The sequence below is a fragment of the Hydrogenophaga sp. NFH-34 genome (genome assembly GCF_021401345.1).
Classification (GTDB): domain Bacteria; phylum Pseudomonadota; class Gammaproteobacteria; order Burkholderiales; family Burkholderiaceae_C; genus Hydrogenophaga; species Hydrogenophaga electricum.
In genome coordinates, this window is sequence record NZ_JACBGE010000006.1 from 190,333 (window position 1) to 206,077 (window position 15,745).

A 15,745-nucleotide genomic window follows, 5' to 3' on the forward strand; every position below is an offset into this window, starting at 1 on the left:
TCAGCGGGCGCTCAGGCGCTCGTGGCCCGCCGCCGCGCGCAGCACCAACGCGTCGTCGAAATGGCGGCCGATCAGCATCAGGCCCACCGGCTTTCCGTCGGTCTCGCCGCACGGCACGCTGATGGCAGGGTGGCCGGTAAGGTCGAACGCGCTGGTGTTGGCCAGCATGGTCCAGCTGTGCTGGATCACCTCGGCCACGCTGGCATCGGCCGGCGGAATCGGCAGCGTGGGGAACGGCGTGGTCGGCATCAGCAGCAGGTCGCGGCCGTCCAGCGCGTCGTCGTAGGCCTGGCGCAGGCGGCGGCGCAGGTTCTGCGCCTTCGCGTAGTAGCGCCCCTGGTACTGCTCATGCACATAGGCGCCGAGCAGCATGCCGATCTTGAGCGTGTGCGGCATCTCGTTGGCACGCTCGCGCAGCCCGCCCAGCGCGGTCATCAGCCCGAGCGGGTAGGCGCCTGTGGTCAGGTGACCCGCGCCCTGGCCGCCGTACAGCGTGTGGTACGTCCCTTCGTTGGCGATCGCGCTCCAGATCGCGAAGCCGTGACGGTGCCAGGGAATCGACACATCGTCCACGATCGCGCCGGCCGCGCGCAACGCATCGGCAGCGGCGCGCACCGCCGCGTCGGTGCCGGGGTGCGACTCGGGCAGGCCGAACGACTCCGTCACCACGCCGATGCGCAGGCCTTTCACGCCACGGTCCAGGCCCTCGGTGTACCGGTCCACGCGCAGGTTGCGCTGGCGGCCGTCGATGCCGTCCTCACCCGCGATCACCTCCAGCAACAAGGCCACGCCGGCCACGTCGCGCGCCATCGGGCCCACGTGATCGATGGTGTAGTCCAGCCCCATCACGCCGGTGTAGGGGACCAGGCCGTAGGTCGGCTTGAGGCCCACGATGCCCGAGAAAGAGGCCGGGATGCGGATCGAGCCGGCCTGGTCGGCGCCAATGGCCAGGTCCACCTCGCCGGCCGCGAGCAACGCAGCGCTGCCGGTGGTGGAGCCGCCGGGCGTGTGGCCCGGGTTGCGCGGACTCTCCACCGGGCCGGTGGCGCTGGTGGCGCTGCCGCCGGAAAACGAGAAATACTCGCAGACCGACTTGCCCACGATGTGGCCGCCGGCATCGAGGATGCGCGTGACCAGCGTGGCATCGCCATCGGGCACGAAGCCTTCGAGCAGCGACGCGCCGTTCATCATCGGCACGCCGGCGATCTGCACGTTGTCCTTGATCGCCAGCCGCAGGCCGGCCAGCTTGCCCTGCGCCGCGCCCCGGATGTCGGTGCGCATCCACCAGGCGCCCCAGGGGTTGTCCTGCGGCTCGGGGCGCGTGCCACCGGCGCGCGGGTAGTGCACAGGCAAGGGCTCGTGCGGCAGGCGGTCCAGCGCGCGGAACTCGGGCACCAGCGGTGCCAGCATGTCCAGCACGGTCTGCGCGTAGTCCGCGTCCACGTCGATGCCCAGCTCCGCGCCCAGGCGGTGCAGGCGGTCCTTGTTCGGCAGGTTGAATGCCATGGTTCTCCTCTGAAAAAAGCAGGTTGAGGGTCAGCCGGTGAACTCGGCCGACTCGACCAGCGCTGCCATGGCAGCGGTGTCGCTGGCGCGCGCCTCGCGCACGGTGCGGCCCTTCTCCAGCACGACGATGCGGTCGGACAGGGCGCGCAGGAAGTCCAGGTTCTGCTCCACCAGCACGATGGACAGCTGGTGGCGTTGCCGCAGCGAGCGCAGCAGCAGCACCATGTCTTCGATGATGGAAGGCTGGATGCCTTCGGTGGGTTCGTCCAGCAGCACCAGCTTCGGGCGCGTGCACAGGCAGCGCGCCAGCGCCAGGATCTGCTGCTCGCCGCCGCTGAGCAGGCCACCAGGCCGCTCCAGCAGGCGCGGCAGCGCGGGGAAATCGGCCAGCACCTCGTCCACCACCTGCGCAGCCTGCCGCCCACCGTGCACAGAGGCCGCGAACAGCAGGTTCTCGCGCACCGACAGCAGCGGGAAGATGCGCCGGCCCTGCGGCACGTAGCCGATGCCGCGCGCCACGCGCCGGTGCGTCGGCAGGCGCGCGATCGACTCGCCCTGCCAGCGCAGCTCGCCAGCGCTCACCGGGATCTCGCCGACGATGGCGCGCAGCAGCGTGGTCTTGCCCATGCCGTTGTGGCCCAGCACGCCGAGCACCTCGCCATCGTCCACACGCAGCGCGATGCTGTCGAGGATGTTGATGCGGCCGTAGCCGCCACGAACGCCTTGCAGTTCAAGCACGGACATGCTCCTCACGCCCCAGATATACATCGCGCACGAGCGGATCGGCCAGCACCTCGGCCACCGGCCCGTCACGCAACACGGCGCCCCGGTGCAGCACGGTCACGCGGTCGGCGATGCGGCGCACGAAGCGCATGTCGTGCTCCACAACCACCACCGCGCGCCCGCCACGGATCGACAGGATCAGCTCGGCGGTACGCGCGGTCTCCTCCTCGCTCATGCCCGCCACCGGTTCGTCCAGCAGCACCAGTTGCGGATCGGTCGCCAACACCATGCCCAGCTCCACCCACTGCCGCTGGCCATGGGCCAGCGCGCCGAGTTGGCGGTCGCGCACCGCGCCCAGGCGCAGCTGCTCCAGCACCTCGTCCACCACGGTGTCCACCGGCCGCCGCTCGCGGTGCCGACCAGCGGCCACGCGCAGGCTCGCGGCCACAGTGAGGCCGTCGAACACACTGGGCACCTGGGTCTTCACGCCCACGCCCAGGCGCGCGATCTGGTGCCGCTCCAGACGGCCCACGTCCTGGCCCAGGATGCGCACCCGGCCGGCGCTGGCTTTCTGCTGGCCGGTGAGCGTCTTGAAGAGGGTGCTCTTGCCAGCGCCGTTGGGGCCGATCAGGCAGCGCAGCTCGCCGCGCGCCACCTGCAGGTTCACCCGGTCCACCGCCACCACACCGCCAAAGCGCACCGTGAGACCTTCGGTGTCCACCGCCCACACGGGCGGTACCTGCATCGCGCTCATGACGACGCCCCCGTCGAGCGACGCAGACGCTCGCGCAGCCAGGGCAGCAGGCCGGCGGGCAGCAGCAGCACGCACAGCACAAAGATCACGCCCAGCACCAGGTTGGTGTCGGCCAGCCGGGTCTGGCCCAGCCAGGTGGTGAGCCACTGGATCAGCACGCAACCCACCACCGGCCCGGCCAGCAGGCCGACGCCGCCGACCTGGGCCCAGATGATGATCTGCGCGGCAAAACCGATGCCGAACACGTCGGGCCCGACAAAACCGCCCCAGGCCGCGTGCAGCGCGCCGGCCAGCCCGGCAATCCCCGCGCCGATCACGAACACCGCCAGCTTGTAGGCGCGCGCGTCGTAGCCCAGCAGCTCGGCGCGCAGTTCGTGCTCGCGCACCGCCGCCACCGCCAGGCCGAAGCGCGAGCGCACCAGCCACTGCAGGCCCGCGTACACCAGCACCAGCACGCCGGCCGAGAGCAGGTAGAGCTGCACGAAGTCCAGCTCCTGCCCCCCGGGCAGCGCGGGCGGCGGCACGCCGGGAATGCCGTTGTAGCCACCCAGCGCCACACCACCGAGGCGGAAGTCCGCGCCCGAGACGGTGTTGACCAGGTGGAACAGGATCAGCGAGGCGGTGAGCGTGATCACGCCCAGGTACACATCGCTGATGCGGCCGTAGAACAGGAAGTAGCCCATCAGCGCAGCGCCCACGCAGGGCACCACGACCGAGGCCGCCAGCGCCACGGCACTGCCCTGGCCGCCCAGCGCGAGCACCGCGTAGGCGTAGGCGCCGAGACCGAAGAACACCGACTGGCCGAAGCTGAAGATGCCGGCCACGCCCCACACCAGCGCCATGCTCAGCGCCAGGATGGAGAGGATCACATAGACATTCAGGCTCACCAGCGTGGCCAGTTCGACCACCCCGGCCACGCCGAACAACACCACCAGACCGCCGACCCACAGCAGCGGTTGCCACCTGCGCAAACCGAAACTCACAGCGACCTCCGGAAGAAGCGTCCGGTGATGCCCGAGGGCATGAGCCGCAGCAGCACGATGGCCGCAGCCAGCAACGCCACGTGCCCGGCCACCGGGGTGGCCCAGCGCGTCACGGCCTCGCTGAGCGTGCCGAACAGGGTGCTGGCCACCACCGTGCCGGTGATGGCGTTGGCCCCGCCGGTGATCACGGTGATGAAGGCGCGCGTGACGTAGGCGGTACCGATGGTGGGCACGGCGCCGGTGAGCGGCGCCATCACCGCACCCGCCAGGCCGCTGACGGCGGCGCCAGCGGCGAAGGTCCAGGCGTACACGCGCGAGGTGTTCATGCCCAGCGCCTCGGCCATGGCGGCGCTTTGCATCGTGCCGCGCGCCAGCAGGCCGATGCGCGTGTGCCGCAGCACCCACCAAGTGGCCGCGACCAGCACGAACGCCACCGCGATGATGAGCACGCTGTACCAGGAATCCTGGTGTCCGCCGATCTGAAAGCTGCCCAGCGGCGAGACCACGCCGCGCTGCTGAAAGCCAAAGGCCCAGGTCGCCAGGCCAATCAGCGCCAGGCTCACGCCCCAGGTAGCCAGGATGGTGTCGAGCATCCGGCCGTAGAGATGGCGGATGATGAGCCGCTCCAGCGCGTAGCCCACCAGCCCCACCACCAGCGGTGCGATGACGAACATCGCGAGCCAGACGTTGATGCCGGCCTGGACGCAGAGCACCAGGGTGTAGCCGCCGATCATGAGGAACTCGCCGTGCGCGAAGTTCACCACACGCATCATCCCGAAGACGATGGCCAGGCCCAGGCTGGTGAGCACCAGCAGGGCGATGGCATACAGCAAGTGGAAAGACAGTACGAGGTGTTCCATACGCAGCGTCAGATCTTGGGATCGAACTGCTGGTTGGTGGCTGGGTTTTTCACCAGGTCACACTGCCCGACCATGTCGATCGCGTTCACGGCGCTGGCCTTGTCCAGCACGCGATAGCTGCCGCCGCGCACTTCGGCCAGGTACATGTCGAAGGTGCAGTGGTGGGTGGCCGCGTCCAGCGAGACCTTGCCGTGCGGCGCGTCGATCGACAGGCCCGACTCCAGCGCCTTCAGCACCGCGTTTCGATCGAGGCTGCCGGCTTTGGCCACCGCAGCGGCCCACAGGCGCAATGCCACGTACTCGTTCATCGTGGTGTTGCTCACGTAGTCCTTGTTGCCCGCGTCGCGGTAGGCCTTGATGAAGGCCTTGTTAGACGGGATGTCCAATTCCTCGAAGTAGTTGGTGCAGACGATCACGCCGTCGGTGATTTCCTTGGGCATGAGCAGGTGCTCGCCCACGTCACCGAACGTCTGCGAAGCCAGGGCCACCTTGCCCTTCATGCCCGAGGCGGCCCACTGGCCGTAGAAGCTGCCGTGTGCCGGGCCGACGAAGCTGTTGATGATCGCGTTGGGCGCGGCGGCCTGGATTTTGGCGATGGTGGTGTTGAAGTTGGCCGCGTCCATCGGAAACAGCTCCACCCCCACCACTTCGCCACCGTGTTCGGCCGCGAGGCGGCGGATCCACTTGGCCGAGAGCTGGCCGAAGTTGTAGTCGGCACCCAGCACGTAGAGCTTCTTGCCGTGGTGCTTGATCAGGTGCGGCACGATGGTGCGCAACGCGTGGCTGGGCGTGACCCCGGTGAGTACCGTGTTGCGGTCGCACACGCCGCCTTCATAGGGCATGTTGTAGAAGTACGGCACGTTGGCGCGGCGCAGCACCGGGCGCACCACCTCGCGCGCTGCGCTGGTCACGCCGCCGAAGGCGACGATGGCCTTGTCGCGCAAGGCCAGCTGCTGGCCGAACTGGGCGTAGAGCTGGTTGTTGGACTGGGTGTCGTACTCGACAATGCGCAGCTTGCGCCCGAGCAGTCCGCCGGCGGCGTTGATCTCGGCCACACCGAACTTGAGCACATTGCTCTTGCCGCGGCCGAACGGCTGCAGCGGACCCGACATGTCCTGAATGCTGCCGATGACGATGTCGTTGCCCTGGGCACGCGCCAGGGACGTCAGGCTGGCCAGGGGTGCAGCCAGCAGGCCAGTGGCCAGTGCACCCGTGAAAGAACGGCGATTTGTCTTCAAAGCGTTGCTCCTCGTATCAGCCCGTCGGGCCCATGTGGGAGCAACGATATTTCAGCCATGTCATGCCGCCAATGCCCCTGGAGCGAGGCGGCCCAACTTCCGCGCAACTTCCGCAGGGTGAGCGCAACCCCTGCAGGGTTCGACGCTATCCGGCGTTCTCGCTGGCGTTGCCGGCGTAGCGCTCGCAGGCCAGGCCCGTGCGGCTGCACTGGCCTTCGGCCTGCAGCCAGGGATGGGCATGCCCCACGCAACCGGTCTGGCAGATGACGGCCTGGGCTTCGCGCATCGCCTCGGCCGGATGCGCCGGCAGCCGGTGGCGCACGGGAGGGCGCCGCATCACGGCGCCGGCACCGAGCCCCCAGAAGATCGCCGTGCGCAGCAGCACCAGTTCCGCCTGCAGGCGCAGGTTCAGGCTTTCCAGCGCCGCCACCCGCACCGCCTGTGCCTGGCAGTGCGCGCTCACGCGCTGTTGCAGACCGGCCATCTGCCGCAGCATCACGCCGTGTTCGTGCACCAGATCGCGCACCGGCGGCGCATCGCGCCACCGCGTCAGGGGTTGGGACATCGGCATCGGCAAACCTCCTTGTCGGGAACAGCCTCGAGGGCAGGTGGACCGCCCTAACAGGCGGACCGCTTCGTGGGCGCGATGAGCAGTTGCGGGCAGCCGTCGGCGTCGTGCACCGGCTGCGCCCGCACGCCCCACACCGCGTGCAGCAGTTCGGGCGAGAGCACGGCCTGCGGCAGTCCGCTGGCGCGCAGGCGGCCGCGCTCCAGCACCCACACGCGGTCGGCATAACGCAGCGCCAGATTGGGGTCGTGCAGCACCGTCAGCACGCCCACGCCCTGCAGCCGGGCCCATTCGCGCACGACGGACAGCGTTTCGTGCTGGTGGCGCAGGTCCAGCGCAGCGGTGGGCTCGTCCAGCAGCACCCAGCGGGCCGGCTCGCCGGGCAGCCATTCCCAGATCTGCGCGAGCACGCGCGCCAGTTGCACCCGCGCCCGCTCACCGCCGCTGAGGCCGGCCACCGGCCGCTCGGCCAGGTGCTGCACGTCGGTCAGCGCCAGCGCGGCCGAGACGATGCCCGCTTCGTGGCGGGAGGGCCGGAGCCGGTGCGGATAGCGGCCGAGTTCCACCACCTCGCGGGCGGTGAAATCGAAGGCGACGGCCGTGTCCTGCGACATCACGGCGCGGTAGCGCGCCAGGGTCGACAGGTCCTGCCCGGCCAGCGGCGCCCCGCCCAGCCAGACCTGGCCGGTGCTCGGTGTGCGCAGACCGGCCAGCACCGACAGCAGGGTGGACTTGCCGGCCCCGTTGGGGCCGAGCACCGCCCCCACTTCACCGGGCGCCAGCGCCAGATCCACATCCTGCAGCAGCAGGCTGGCGCCCACACGCACACCCACGCCCTGTGCCACCAGGCCAGGGGCCGCCCCGGTCGGCCAGGGTGGGCCGGCGGGGCGCGCCAGAGAGGTCAGGGGCACACGGGCATTCATCGGCGGCATCCTTTCAGGTCCGGGCGTTCACAGCCCGCGCGCATGGCCACCCCGGAGCAGCAGCAGAAAAAACGGCACCCCCACCAGCGCGGTCAGCACGCCCAGGGGCAATTCGGCCGGCTGCAGGGCCGTGCGCGCCACGGCGTCGGCCAGCAGCACCAGACTGGCGCCCAGCAAGGCCGAGCCGGGCACGACCCAGCGGTGGTCCGGCCCGGCCAGCAAGCGCACCATGTGCGGCGCCACCAGGCCGATGAAACCGATGATCCCGGTGGTGGCGGTGACCGCCCCCACGGCCAGCGCGGTGACGACGATCACCACACGCTTGATGCGCTCGACCGGCACGCCCAGCAGCACCGCCTGCGCCTCACCCAGGGCCAGGGCGTTGAGCGCCCCGACCAGCCGCCAGCCGATCGCCAGGGCCACGCCGGTCAGTACCGCCACCAGCCCCACGGCGCTCCAGCGTGCACCGCCCAGGCTGCCGAGCAGCCAGAACTGCAGGTTGCGCAACTGTTCGTCGGTGGCCAGAAAGTTCAGCAGCCCCAGGCCCGCGCCGGCCAGGGCGTTGACCGCGATACCGGCCAGCAGCATCAGCCCGACACGCGTGCCGCCGTCGCTGCGCGAGAGCGCGTAGATGAGCGCGGTGACGGTCAGCCCGCCGCCAAAGGCCATGAGCACCAGCGTCCAGCTGCCCAGCGCGCGCGGCAGGTCGGGAAACCAGGCTGCCCCGAGCACGATGGTGATACCGGCCGCGAGCGCCGCGCCACTGCTCACGCCAATCAGGCCCGGGTCGGCCAGCGGGTTGCGGAACAGGCCCTGCATCAGCGCCCCGGCCATGCCCAGCCCGGCGCCGGCCACCAGCCCCAGCAGCAGACGCGGCAGCCGGATGTTGAAGAACACCAGCTCGGCCGCGCTGCGCTCGGCCCCGGCCGGCGCCGCGAGCCCCGCCAGCACGCCCGGCAGTTCGGCCAGCGGCAGGCCGTAAGCACCACGCCCGGCGGCGTAGACGAACACCCCGACCAGCAGCGCGGCCAGCAGACCCAGCAGCCAGGGGCCGGGCACACGCCCCAGGCCCGGCACCCCCGCCGGCTGCAGGCGCCGCCCGATGCGGGGCGCCACCGTCGTCGCGCCGCCGCTCATGCGCACCCCGCCGACGGCCCGGCTGCGCGCCCGGTGCGCGCCGACACGGAAGCCGGCACCAGCCCCCAGTCGACGCAATGGATGACATGGCCATCGCCGTCCCGGAACGCAAACTCCCAGGCGCCCCAGGGCATGAGCTGCAGGCCTTCGCCGTCGAGCCGGTCGCTCCGCCCGCTGGCACGCAAGGCGCGCGACACGCTGGCGTGCAAGGCGTGGATGCGCATCACGGCCACGCTGTGGTGCTCGGCCTGGAAGCACCCGACCTCGGGATCGGCACGCTCCCAGCGCCCCGGCGTGGCACCGAACGCCCAGAGCTGCAGGCGCAGCGAGCCCTGCGTGAGCCACGCCCAGACCCCGGGCACCTGCTGCAGGCAGCGAAAGCCCAGCGTGCCGGTGTAGTCGGCCAGCGCGCGCTGCAGATCGGGCGTGCGGATCGCGGTCATGCCCGCACCACCTGGCGGTGCAGGCGCTCCACCACGTCGGGCAGGCGCGGACCGAAGCCCAGCAGTTCCAGCGCGTCCAGGTGCACCAGCGCGCGCGGCGTGTGGCGTTGGCGAAACGCCGGCGTCAGCGCCACCTCCGGGCGTTGCCAGAAGGCGTCGGCGCCGCCCACGGCCTCCAGGCCTTGCGTGGTGGTCAGGATCACGTCGGGCGCTGCCGCGGCCATGGCTTCGGCGGTCATGGGCCGGTAGCCCTGGAAGCCGCCCAGCGCGTTGCGCGCGCCCATGAAACGGATCATGGCGTCGGCCGCGGTCTGTTCGCCCGCCACCTGCGGGCTGCCGCTGTGCGAAAGCACAAACAGCACGCGCGGCGGCCGGGCAGGCGGTTGCGCGCGCACACGCTCCTGCACCGCCTGCCAGCGGGCGTCGAGCTGCTGCTGCAACGCCTGGGCCGCGGCCTCGCGCCCGGCTGCGCGGCCCACGGCGGCCACCTTGCGTCGCACTTCTTCCCAGCTGTGGTCGGCCGCGACCAGTTCCACCTTCACGCCCGCGCTGCGAATCTGGTCCAGCACCACCGGCGGGCCGGCATCGGCACCGGCCACGACGGCGGTCGGCCGCAAAGCCAGCAGCCTTTCGGCCGAAAGCTGGCGCAGGTAGCCCACCTTGGGCGTGGCCTGGGCCGCCGCCGGGTACAGGCTGGTGGTGTCGGTGCCCACCAGCAGCGCCTGCGCGCCCAGCGCGTACACCACCTCGGTGATGCCGCCGCCCAAGGTGATCAGGCGCGCGCCGTCAGCGGCGCTGCCCGGCGGGGCGCCGGGGTTCGGCGACTTCGCATCCGCAGGCGCAGCCATCGCCCGCAAAGGCCAGCCAGCGACGCCCACCGCCGAGCCAGCCAGGCCGGCGAGCGAGAGCTTTCTGAGCACGCTTCTGCGCGAGGTGTTGGCGGAGGGTGGGCAGGGCAGAAAGGGTTTCATGATCGTTGGACGGAACAAAGGCACTCATGGCAGGTCGGCCTCCTCGGCGGCGCCCGGCAGGCGGCCCTGAGGCACAAAGCCCGGGGTGTTCTGGCCGATGTGCCAGCACACCCCGGCAGGGTCGATGACGACGAATTCGGTGATGCCCCAGGGCTGGACCACCAGCGGCGTGACGCGCACCCCGTAGCGACCTGCCAGGTCCTGCGTCTGCACGTGGGCGTACCAGGCGTCCACCGACGGCACCAGCAGGTGCATCACCAGGTTGTCGGCCAGCGCCGGAACGTGAAAGTCCTGCAGCAGGAAGGCGCAGCCATCGACCTGGAAGTACGCCACGCCGCCGCCTTCGGAGCGCTTCTCGAAGCCCAGGTCGGCGTAGAAGCGTTGGGACAGCGCGAAGTCGCGTGCCGGCACGAAGGCCTTGATTTCGGTCGCGCGCAGGGTGGTACCGAGTGAGGTCATGGTGAATTGGGCGTCAGGCGGGCACGGCACCCGCCGGTTGGGGAGACAGCGGCGCCAGCAGTTCGCGCCAGCCCGCCAGTTCGGGCTGGCCGGGCTTGCGCGCACCAAAGAACATGGCCATGAGCGCGCCTTCGGTGTCGAACACCTCCAGCGAGCTCACGGTGCCGCAGTCCCCGGGTTTTTCGACCACCCAGGCGCTGGCGATCCGGTCTTCGCGCAGGTGCAGGTTGAACCCCGGATCGAGCACGTTGAGCCAGGTCTGGCCACGCATGGCCAGCGGCTCCACGCGCTGCACCGGCCCGGAGTGGATCTGGATGCACCCGGGGCTGCTGACGAACACCATGATGGGCGTGCCGTCCAGTGCCGCCGCCAGCAACAGCTGACGCACGGCGTCGGTCGCCACGCGCCGGGTGAAACGGCCTTCCACCAGGCTCAGGGCCTGTTGCCGCTCCAGGCCGAAGCGTCGCAGCAGGCCGAAGAACTGGTGGGTGTCGCTCATGCCGGCCCAGGCCTGGGCGAATTCGGTCGCGCAGCGGGCCGCGGTATCGGCCGGGGCGGGCAGGGTGCGCGGGGCGGCACCGGCCTCGAACACCACGGCCTGCCCGGGATCGGCCCAGCGCTGGAGCACCTGTTCCCAGGCTGTGCGCTCGGTCTGCGCCCGCGGGTAGATCTTGTGCACGGCCTGACCGTGCGGATCGTAGAACTGCAGGCTGGCCTGCGCCTCGCCCTGGGCCGGCACCTCGGTCACCACGAAGCCGGCGTGCCAGCGGTCGAAGAACAGCCGCAGATCGATGTCCTCGCCCAGCGCCAGACCCACAGGGCCGTTGGCCGACAGCTGCTGGTAGACCCCGGTCTTTTCGTGCACCGTGCTCTCGTTGCGCGTCAGCGCCATGAGCGGGCCGCAGGCCTGCAGCGACTGCAGGATCTCCAGCCAGCGGGGCAGCAAGGGCAGGGCGCGCAGCGGGCCTTCCTGCATGCCGGCATGGGCCGCCACCACGGCCCCTTCGCTCTGGCCGATGGCCTGGGCAGCGTCGCGGGCACGCAGACCACGCTGGCGCGCCTGGGCAAACTGTTCGCGGATGAGGACCGCTGTCATGGGGAACTCCTGGAAGGGGTGGGGCTGGAAACGCCGGCGGCGGCCGTCACGACGGCAGGCTTTCGCTCAGGCGGCGCTCGGCCGCGGCATCGGGCGCCTGGTGGCCTTGTTCGTTGCGGTGGCGCACGGCCCCCAGGTCCGCGCCGTCGAGCGCATACGCCCTGGCAAAACCCGCCACGTACGACCCCGACTGCGGGCGCAGTTCGAACAGGCGAAAGTCCTGCAGCGGGCGGATCACCTGCATGAATTTGCCGAACCGCCGATCGAACAGGTCCATCACCACCTCGAAGCGGTCCGCGCCCCGCGCGCACTCTGCGGCCACGCAGGCCAGCGTGAGCCGCTCGCGCGCAAACAGGTGCTTGGCCGAAGCCTCCGGCTCGATGAAGAGCACCGAGGCCCGGCCGTTGGCGCGCAGGTTGGCGCTGTGGCGGGCCAGATCGCTCAGATAGACCCAGTAGCTGCCCCCGTCGGCGACGTACGGGGCGTAACTGGCTTCCGGCTGACCGTCGGCCGCGGCCGTGCCGAGGTACAGGGTCTGGAAGCGCGCAGGAAAGGCTCGGCAGGCTTCGCGAACGGCGCTCAGGTCGGGGGTGTCGGCCATGAAAAGGGCTCCTGGAGGTCGATGGGGCAGGGGGTCAGAACTCGGTGACCAGCGCCAGGGCCAGGCTGCGGCCCGGTGCGGTGTAGGCATCGAGCACGGGCGAATGGGCAGCGATGCCGCGCACATTGGTCCATTCCCAGTACTTGCGATCGGTCACGTTGCGCAAAGCCGCGCTCAGGCGCGTCGACGGCGTCACCTGCCAGCTCGCGCTCAGGTCCAGCGTGGTGTAGGCCGGCGTGGCGAACTGGTTGGGCGTGCCGCTGGTGTCGATGTCGCTCGTGGACTTCTTGGCCACGTGGGTCAGTGCGGCGCCGAGCTTCCAGGCCCCCAGGCGGTGATCCAGCCCCACGACCAGCTTGGCCGGATTGACCGAGTTGAGGGGCCGGTCGGTCACGGTGTCCTTGCCTTGCGTCTGGCCAAACGCCACGCGCAGGTTCGTGGCCTTGCCCAGCGCATATTGGCCTTTGAGCTCAAAGCCATGCAAGCGCACGCGCCCGCGGTTGACCGCCTGGTAGGTGAGCGGGTCGGCGGGCGTGAACATGCTGCCGCCCACGGCAACCAGTTCTTCGATGAAGTCTTTGTAGCGCCCGTTGAACACGGCGGCTTCCCATTGGAGGCCGTGGGTCGAACCCCGCGTTCCCAGCTCCAGCGTCTGGCTGGTTTCGGGTTTGAGGTCGGGGTTCGGGATCGTGCGGTAGTTGCCGAACGGGTTCTCGAAATAGTTGTTCAGTTGCAGCGGGCTCGGCGCCCGGAACCCGGCGGCCAGGTTGCCGAACAGGCTCCAGTTCGATGCCGGCCGGAAAATCACGCCGAGCTTGGGCGAGAAAGCGCTGTCGGACAGGCTTGCCGCCTCCAGTGGATAGAGGCCGTCGTTGCGGGGCTTGAGTTCGAAGCGGTCGTACCGCAGCGCCGGGATCACGCTCCAGCGGTCGGTCGCGAATTCGCTCTGCACGAACAGCGCCGTGGTGGTTTCGCGCGTTTCCGGGAAGCGTTTGAGCGGGTAGCGCTCGTAGGACGGCGCGCCCGTGCCGGTGACCAGGTTGTCCATGTGCGACACGGTCACGTCGGCACCGTACACCAGCTTCTGGCTCCAGTCGCCGCCCAGCGCGCGGGTCTTTTCGGCCTGCAGCACGCCCTGCCAGAGCTGCTCGCTGTAGGTCACGTCGCGCGATCGCTGCGTCGGCGATACCGTGCGCTGCTCGTGCGTGACCTCGCGCGAGTCCGAGTCCTGCACCCCGACCGTGGCACGCAGCTCATCGGCCCAGGCACTGTCGATGCGGAAGCGGCCGTCCCAGCTCAGGCGCGAGCGGCGCATGTCGGTGGTGCCGTCCAGGTCGAGCACCGACCCCGAGGAGGCCGAGGCCGTGCGGCCCGTGTAGGCCTCGACCTCGGACGACTTGTCCACATGCTCCAGCGTGATCGTGTGCTTCTGACCACCCCCGGGCGTGAACACCAGCTTGCCCAGCACCGACACGTCCTGGTCTTTCTGCGGATTGGGGGCCGTGCGCGTGCTGTTCAGCGCCGTGTTGGTGCCCTGGTTGTCGAGTTCGCTGCTGCGCCCCACCTGCACGCTGCCCAGCCACTGCAGGGTGTCGCTGGGCCGGCCCGCCAAGGTGAGCCCGACGCCCCGGCTGTCGTTTTCGCTGTCCAGCTTCAGGCCCACGCGCCCGCCGAAGGTCTGGCCCGCTTTGAGCAGTTCCGCCGGCTCGGTGGTCGACATCGCCACCATGCCCGCCAGACCGTCCGATCCGTACAGCGCCGAGCTGGCCCCGCGCAGAATTTCCACGCGCGAGATCAGGCCCAGGTCGTAGTAGTCGCGCCCGAAAGAGGCCGAACCGAACACGCCGCTGGTGAGCTCACGCGGCACGCGGATACCGTCCACGGTCAGCAGCACGCGGTTGCCTTCCAGCCCCCGCACATTGAAGCCCGCGTTGCCATCGCGCCCGGTCCCGCCGGGCGACACACCGCTGAAGCGCTGGGCCGCGCGCTTGACGCTCACGTTGGGCAGCTCGCGCGCCAGGTCGCGGATGTCCTGCACCTGCGCGCCGTCCAGGTCCTCGCCGGTCAGCACGTCGACGCTGGCCGGCACCTCGTCCAGCGCCCGCTCGCTGCGCGAGCCGCTGACCACCACCTCCTTGAGCGTGACCGCGGCCGCCTGTGCCCAGGCCGCCCCGGGCACGCTCAACGCGGCCGCACAGGCCAGACACAAGGGAGACAGCGCCGGCACAGCAGCGCGGGCGGACGAAGAAGATCGGAGAGCTTTTGAGGCCATGCCAGTACCAGTGAAGTGATGAACATCGCTGGCGAGGCGGCCCGTTGCGGCAACGGGGGCTGGCTGGCTGAGAATGATTCCTTTGTCATTGTATGAGAATCATTAGCATTTACAAACAAGGGCGTTTCACCCTGGTGGGCAACCCCGGGAATCGCACGGAGAATCGGCCGTCAACACCCCCATCTCCAAGGAAGGATTCCCATGAAAGGCGACACCCAAGCCATTGCCCATCTGCAAGCCCAGCTCAAGAACGAGCTCACCGCCATCAACCAGTACTTCGTGCACTACCGCATGCTCAAGCACTGGGGCTTCGACAAGCTGGCCAAGAAGGAATACAGCGAGTCCATCGGCGAAATGAAACACGCCGACAAGCTCATGGACCGCATCTTCATGCTCGACGGCCTGCCCAACCTGCAAGACCTGGGCAAGCTGCATGTCGGTGAGGACGTGCCCGAGATCCTGAACAGCGATCTCGCGCTGGAGCGCGCGGCACAGGCCACCATCAAGGACGGCATTGCCCACTGCGAAAGCGTGCGCGACTACGTCTCGCGCGATCTGCTGCAGGGCATCCTCGACGACACCGAGGAACACATCGACTTCCTGGAAACCCAGATCGAGCTGATCGACAAGGTGGGCCTGCCCAACTACCTGCAAAGCCAGATGGGCGACGCCGACTGAGCGGCGCCAAGCCGTTCCGCCATAGTCCTGGCGGCCGCCGGAAGCGGCTCCGGCCCGCCGCACCGGGGCAATACCCCTTGGACGTACTGGGGATTTGCTTCAATAAATAGGAGCCATTATCATTCGCAGGACCATCCCACTTGGAATGCCTCCTGCCATGATCGTCTGCGTTTGCCATCGCGTCAGTGACAAGACCATCGCGCATGCTGCCCGCGCGGGCATGGCTTTTGACGATCTGCAGCTGGAACTCGGGGTGGCCACCCAGTGCGGCAAGTGCGAAGGCTGCGCACGCGCGGTGTGGTCCGAATGCCGCCCGGGCCACCCGGCGGCCCACCTGCAACGCAACGATCCGGTCAGCAGCCCACCCGCGCTGGTGATGGCCGCCTGAACCGCCTCCCCCATGCATTGACAGGGCGCCCACGGGCGCCCTCTGTCGTTGTGCGGAGCCCCTTGGCGCCGCTCCACCACAAAGCCATACTGACCTGCCTGCGTAATGGCGCCCCTATGGGCATTTCGGGGTGAGCGCTTTAGAA

Annotated in this window: 17 protein-coding genes; 2 read left to right on the plus strand and 15 right to left on the minus strand. The window is 69.8% G+C overall.

The genetic code is table 11. From position 1 onward, the window contains the following. The 15 genes from L0977_RS07775 to L0977_RS07845 all read right to left on the minus strand — a co-directional run bounded on the left by L0977_RS07775 (position 1) and on the right by L0977_RS07845 (position 14,534). The gene (locus L0977_RS07775; RefSeq protein WP_234264286.1) at positions 1-1,506 is read right to left on the minus strand and encodes an amidase; all 1,506 of its coding nucleotides are present in this window, start codon (positions 1,504-1,506) and stop codon (positions 1-3) included. A 30-nt stretch (positions 1,507-1,536) separates the two neighbouring features. Beyond that, positions 1,537-2,244 (minus strand): ABC transporter ATP-binding protein, encoded by a 708-nt coding sequence (locus tag L0977_RS07780; RefSeq protein WP_234264287.1) that lies wholly within the window; start codon positions 2,242-2,244, stop codon positions 1,537-1,539. Beyond that, positions 2,237-2,983, minus strand: coding sequence for an ATP-binding cassette domain-containing protein (locus tag L0977_RS07785; protein ID WP_234264288.1), 747 nt, complete (start codon positions 2,981-2,983; stop codon positions 2,237-2,239). Before L0977_RS07785 ends, L0977_RS07780 begins: the two co-directional genes overlap by 8 nt. Next, positions 2,980-3,966 (minus strand): ABC transporter permease subunit, encoded by a 987-nt coding sequence (locus tag L0977_RS07790; protein ID WP_234264289.1) that lies wholly within the window; start codon positions 3,964-3,966, stop codon positions 2,980-2,982. Before L0977_RS07790 ends, L0977_RS07785 begins: the two co-directional genes overlap by 4 nt. Then, positions 3,963-4,826 carry a branched-chain amino acid ABC transporter permease gene (locus L0977_RS07795; protein WP_234264290.1) on the minus strand — a complete coding sequence of 288 codons (864 nt, stop codon included), beginning with the start codon at positions 4,824-4,826 and terminating at the stop codon, positions 3,963-3,965. Before L0977_RS07795 ends, L0977_RS07790 begins: the two co-directional genes overlap by 4 nt. Before the next feature lie 8 nt (positions 4,827-4,834). After that, on the minus strand, positions 4,835-6,064 hold the full coding sequence (locus tag L0977_RS07800; protein WP_234264291.1) for an ABC transporter substrate-binding protein: 1,230 nt from the start codon (positions 6,062-6,064) through the stop codon (positions 4,835-4,837). Between the two features lie 145 nt (positions 6,065-6,209). Further along, a complete protein-coding gene (locus L0977_RS07805; RefSeq protein ID WP_234264292.1) occupies positions 6,210-6,635 on the minus strand; it encodes a hypothetical protein in 426 nt (141 codons plus the stop codon). Positions 6,636-6,682: 47 nt separating this feature from the next. Then, positions 6,683-7,555 (minus strand): heme ABC transporter ATP-binding protein, encoded by an 873-nt coding sequence (locus L0977_RS07810; RefSeq protein ID WP_234264293.1) that lies wholly within the window; start codon positions 7,553-7,555, stop codon positions 6,683-6,685. Positions 7,556-7,582: 27 nt separating this feature from the next. Then, a complete protein-coding gene (locus L0977_RS07815; RefSeq protein WP_234264294.1) occupies positions 7,583-8,692 on the minus strand; it encodes a FecCD family ABC transporter permease in 1,110 nt (369 codons plus the stop codon). Beyond that, complete coding sequence (locus tag L0977_RS07820) at positions 8,689-9,135, minus strand: VOC family protein (RefSeq protein ID WP_234264295.1); 447 nt, start codon at positions 9,133-9,135, stop codon at positions 8,689-8,691. The genes L0977_RS07815 and L0977_RS07820 overlap by 4 nt, the downstream gene beginning before the upstream one ends. Beyond that, on the minus strand, positions 9,132-10,094 hold the full coding sequence (locus L0977_RS07825) for a heme/hemin ABC transporter substrate-binding protein (RefSeq protein ID WP_442786619.1): 963 nt from the start codon (positions 10,092-10,094) through the stop codon (positions 9,132-9,134). Before L0977_RS07825 ends, L0977_RS07820 begins: the two co-directional genes overlap by 4 nt. A 36-nt stretch (positions 10,095-10,130) precedes the next feature. Then, positions 10,131-10,565, minus strand: a complete 435-nt coding sequence (locus L0977_RS07830; protein WP_234264297.1) for a glyoxalase — start codon at positions 10,563-10,565, stop codon at positions 10,131-10,133. A 13-nt stretch (positions 10,566-10,578) separates the two neighbouring features. Then, the gene (locus L0977_RS07835; RefSeq protein ID WP_234264298.1) at positions 10,579-11,661 is read right to left on the minus strand and encodes a hemin-degrading factor; all 1,083 of its coding nucleotides are present in this window, start codon (positions 11,659-11,661) and stop codon (positions 10,579-10,581) included. Positions 11,662-11,707: 46 nt separating this feature from the next. Continuing rightward, positions 11,708-12,262, minus strand: coding sequence for a HugZ family pyridoxamine 5'-phosphate oxidase (locus L0977_RS07840; RefSeq protein WP_234264299.1), 555 nt, complete (start codon positions 12,260-12,262; stop codon positions 11,708-11,710). Between the two features lie 34 nt (positions 12,263-12,296). Next, positions 12,297-14,534, minus strand: coding sequence for a TonB-dependent hemoglobin/transferrin/lactoferrin family receptor (locus L0977_RS07845; RefSeq protein ID WP_234264300.1), 2,238 nt, complete (start codon positions 14,532-14,534; stop codon positions 12,297-12,299). Positions 14,535-14,735: 201 nt separating this feature from the next. On the opposite strand from L0977_RS07845, the gene bfr reads away from it, so the two are divergent. Further along, the gene (gene bfr, locus L0977_RS07850) at positions 14,736-15,212 is read left to right on the plus strand and encodes a bacterioferritin (RefSeq protein WP_234264301.1); all 477 of its coding nucleotides are present in this window, start codon (positions 14,736-14,738) and stop codon (positions 15,210-15,212) included. Positions 15,213-15,369: 157 nt separating this feature from the next. Beyond that, the gene (locus tag L0977_RS07855) at positions 15,370-15,600 is read left to right on the plus strand and encodes a (2Fe-2S)-binding protein (RefSeq protein ID WP_234264302.1); all 231 of its coding nucleotides are present in this window, start codon (positions 15,370-15,372) and stop codon (positions 15,598-15,600) included. The last annotated feature ends 145 nt before the right edge of the window (positions 15,601-15,745 follow it).

Excerpts from the sequence above, each read along its gene's own strand:
- L0977_RS07775 (WP_234264286.1), bottom strand. The coding sequence starts at position 1,506 with ATGGCATTCAACCTGCCGAACAAGGACCGCCTGCACCGCCTGGGCGCG.
- L0977_RS07785 (WP_234264288.1), bottom strand. The coding sequence starts at position 2,983 with ATGAGCGCGATGCAGGTACCGCCCGTGTGGGCGGTGGACACCGAAGGT.
- L0977_RS07795 (WP_234264290.1), bottom strand. The coding sequence starts at position 4,826 with ATGGAACACCTCGTACTGTCTTTCCACTTGCTGTATGCCATCGCCCTG.
- L0977_RS07805 (WP_234264292.1), bottom strand. The coding sequence starts at position 6,635 with ATGCCGATGTCCCAACCCCTGACGCGGTGGCGCGATGCGCCGCCGGTG.
- L0977_RS07810 (WP_234264293.1), bottom strand. The coding sequence starts at position 7,555 with ATGAATGCCCGTGTGCCCCTGACCTCTCTGGCGCGCCCCGCCGGCCCA.
- L0977_RS07815 (WP_234264294.1), bottom strand. The coding sequence starts at position 8,692 with ATGAGCGGCGGCGCGACGACGGTGGCGCCCCGCATCGGGCGGCGCCTG.
- L0977_RS07820 (WP_234264295.1), bottom strand. The coding sequence starts at position 9,135 with ATGACCGCGATCCGCACGCCCGATCTGCAGCGCGCGCTGGCCGACTAC.
- L0977_RS07830 (WP_234264297.1), bottom strand. The coding sequence starts at position 10,565 with ATGACCTCACTCGGTACCACCCTGCGCGCGACCGAAATCAAGGCCTTC.
- L0977_RS07835 (WP_234264298.1), bottom strand. The coding sequence starts at position 11,661 with ATGACAGCGGTCCTCATCCGCGAACAGTTTGCCCAGGCGCGCCAGCGT.
- L0977_RS07840 (WP_234264299.1), bottom strand. The coding sequence starts at position 12,262 with ATGGCCGACACCCCCGACCTGAGCGCCGTTCGCGAAGCCTGCCGAGCC.
- L0977_RS07845 (WP_234264300.1), bottom strand. The coding sequence starts at position 14,534 with ATGGCCTCAAAAGCTCTCCGATCTTCTTCGTCCGCCCGCGCTGCTGTG.
- bfr (WP_234264301.1), top strand. The coding sequence starts at position 14,736 with ATGAAAGGCGACACCCAAGCCATTGCCCATCTGCAAGCCCAGCTCAAG.
- L0977_RS07855 (WP_234264302.1), top strand. The coding sequence starts at position 15,370 with ATGATCGTCTGCGTTTGCCATCGCGTCAGTGACAAGACCATCGCGCAT.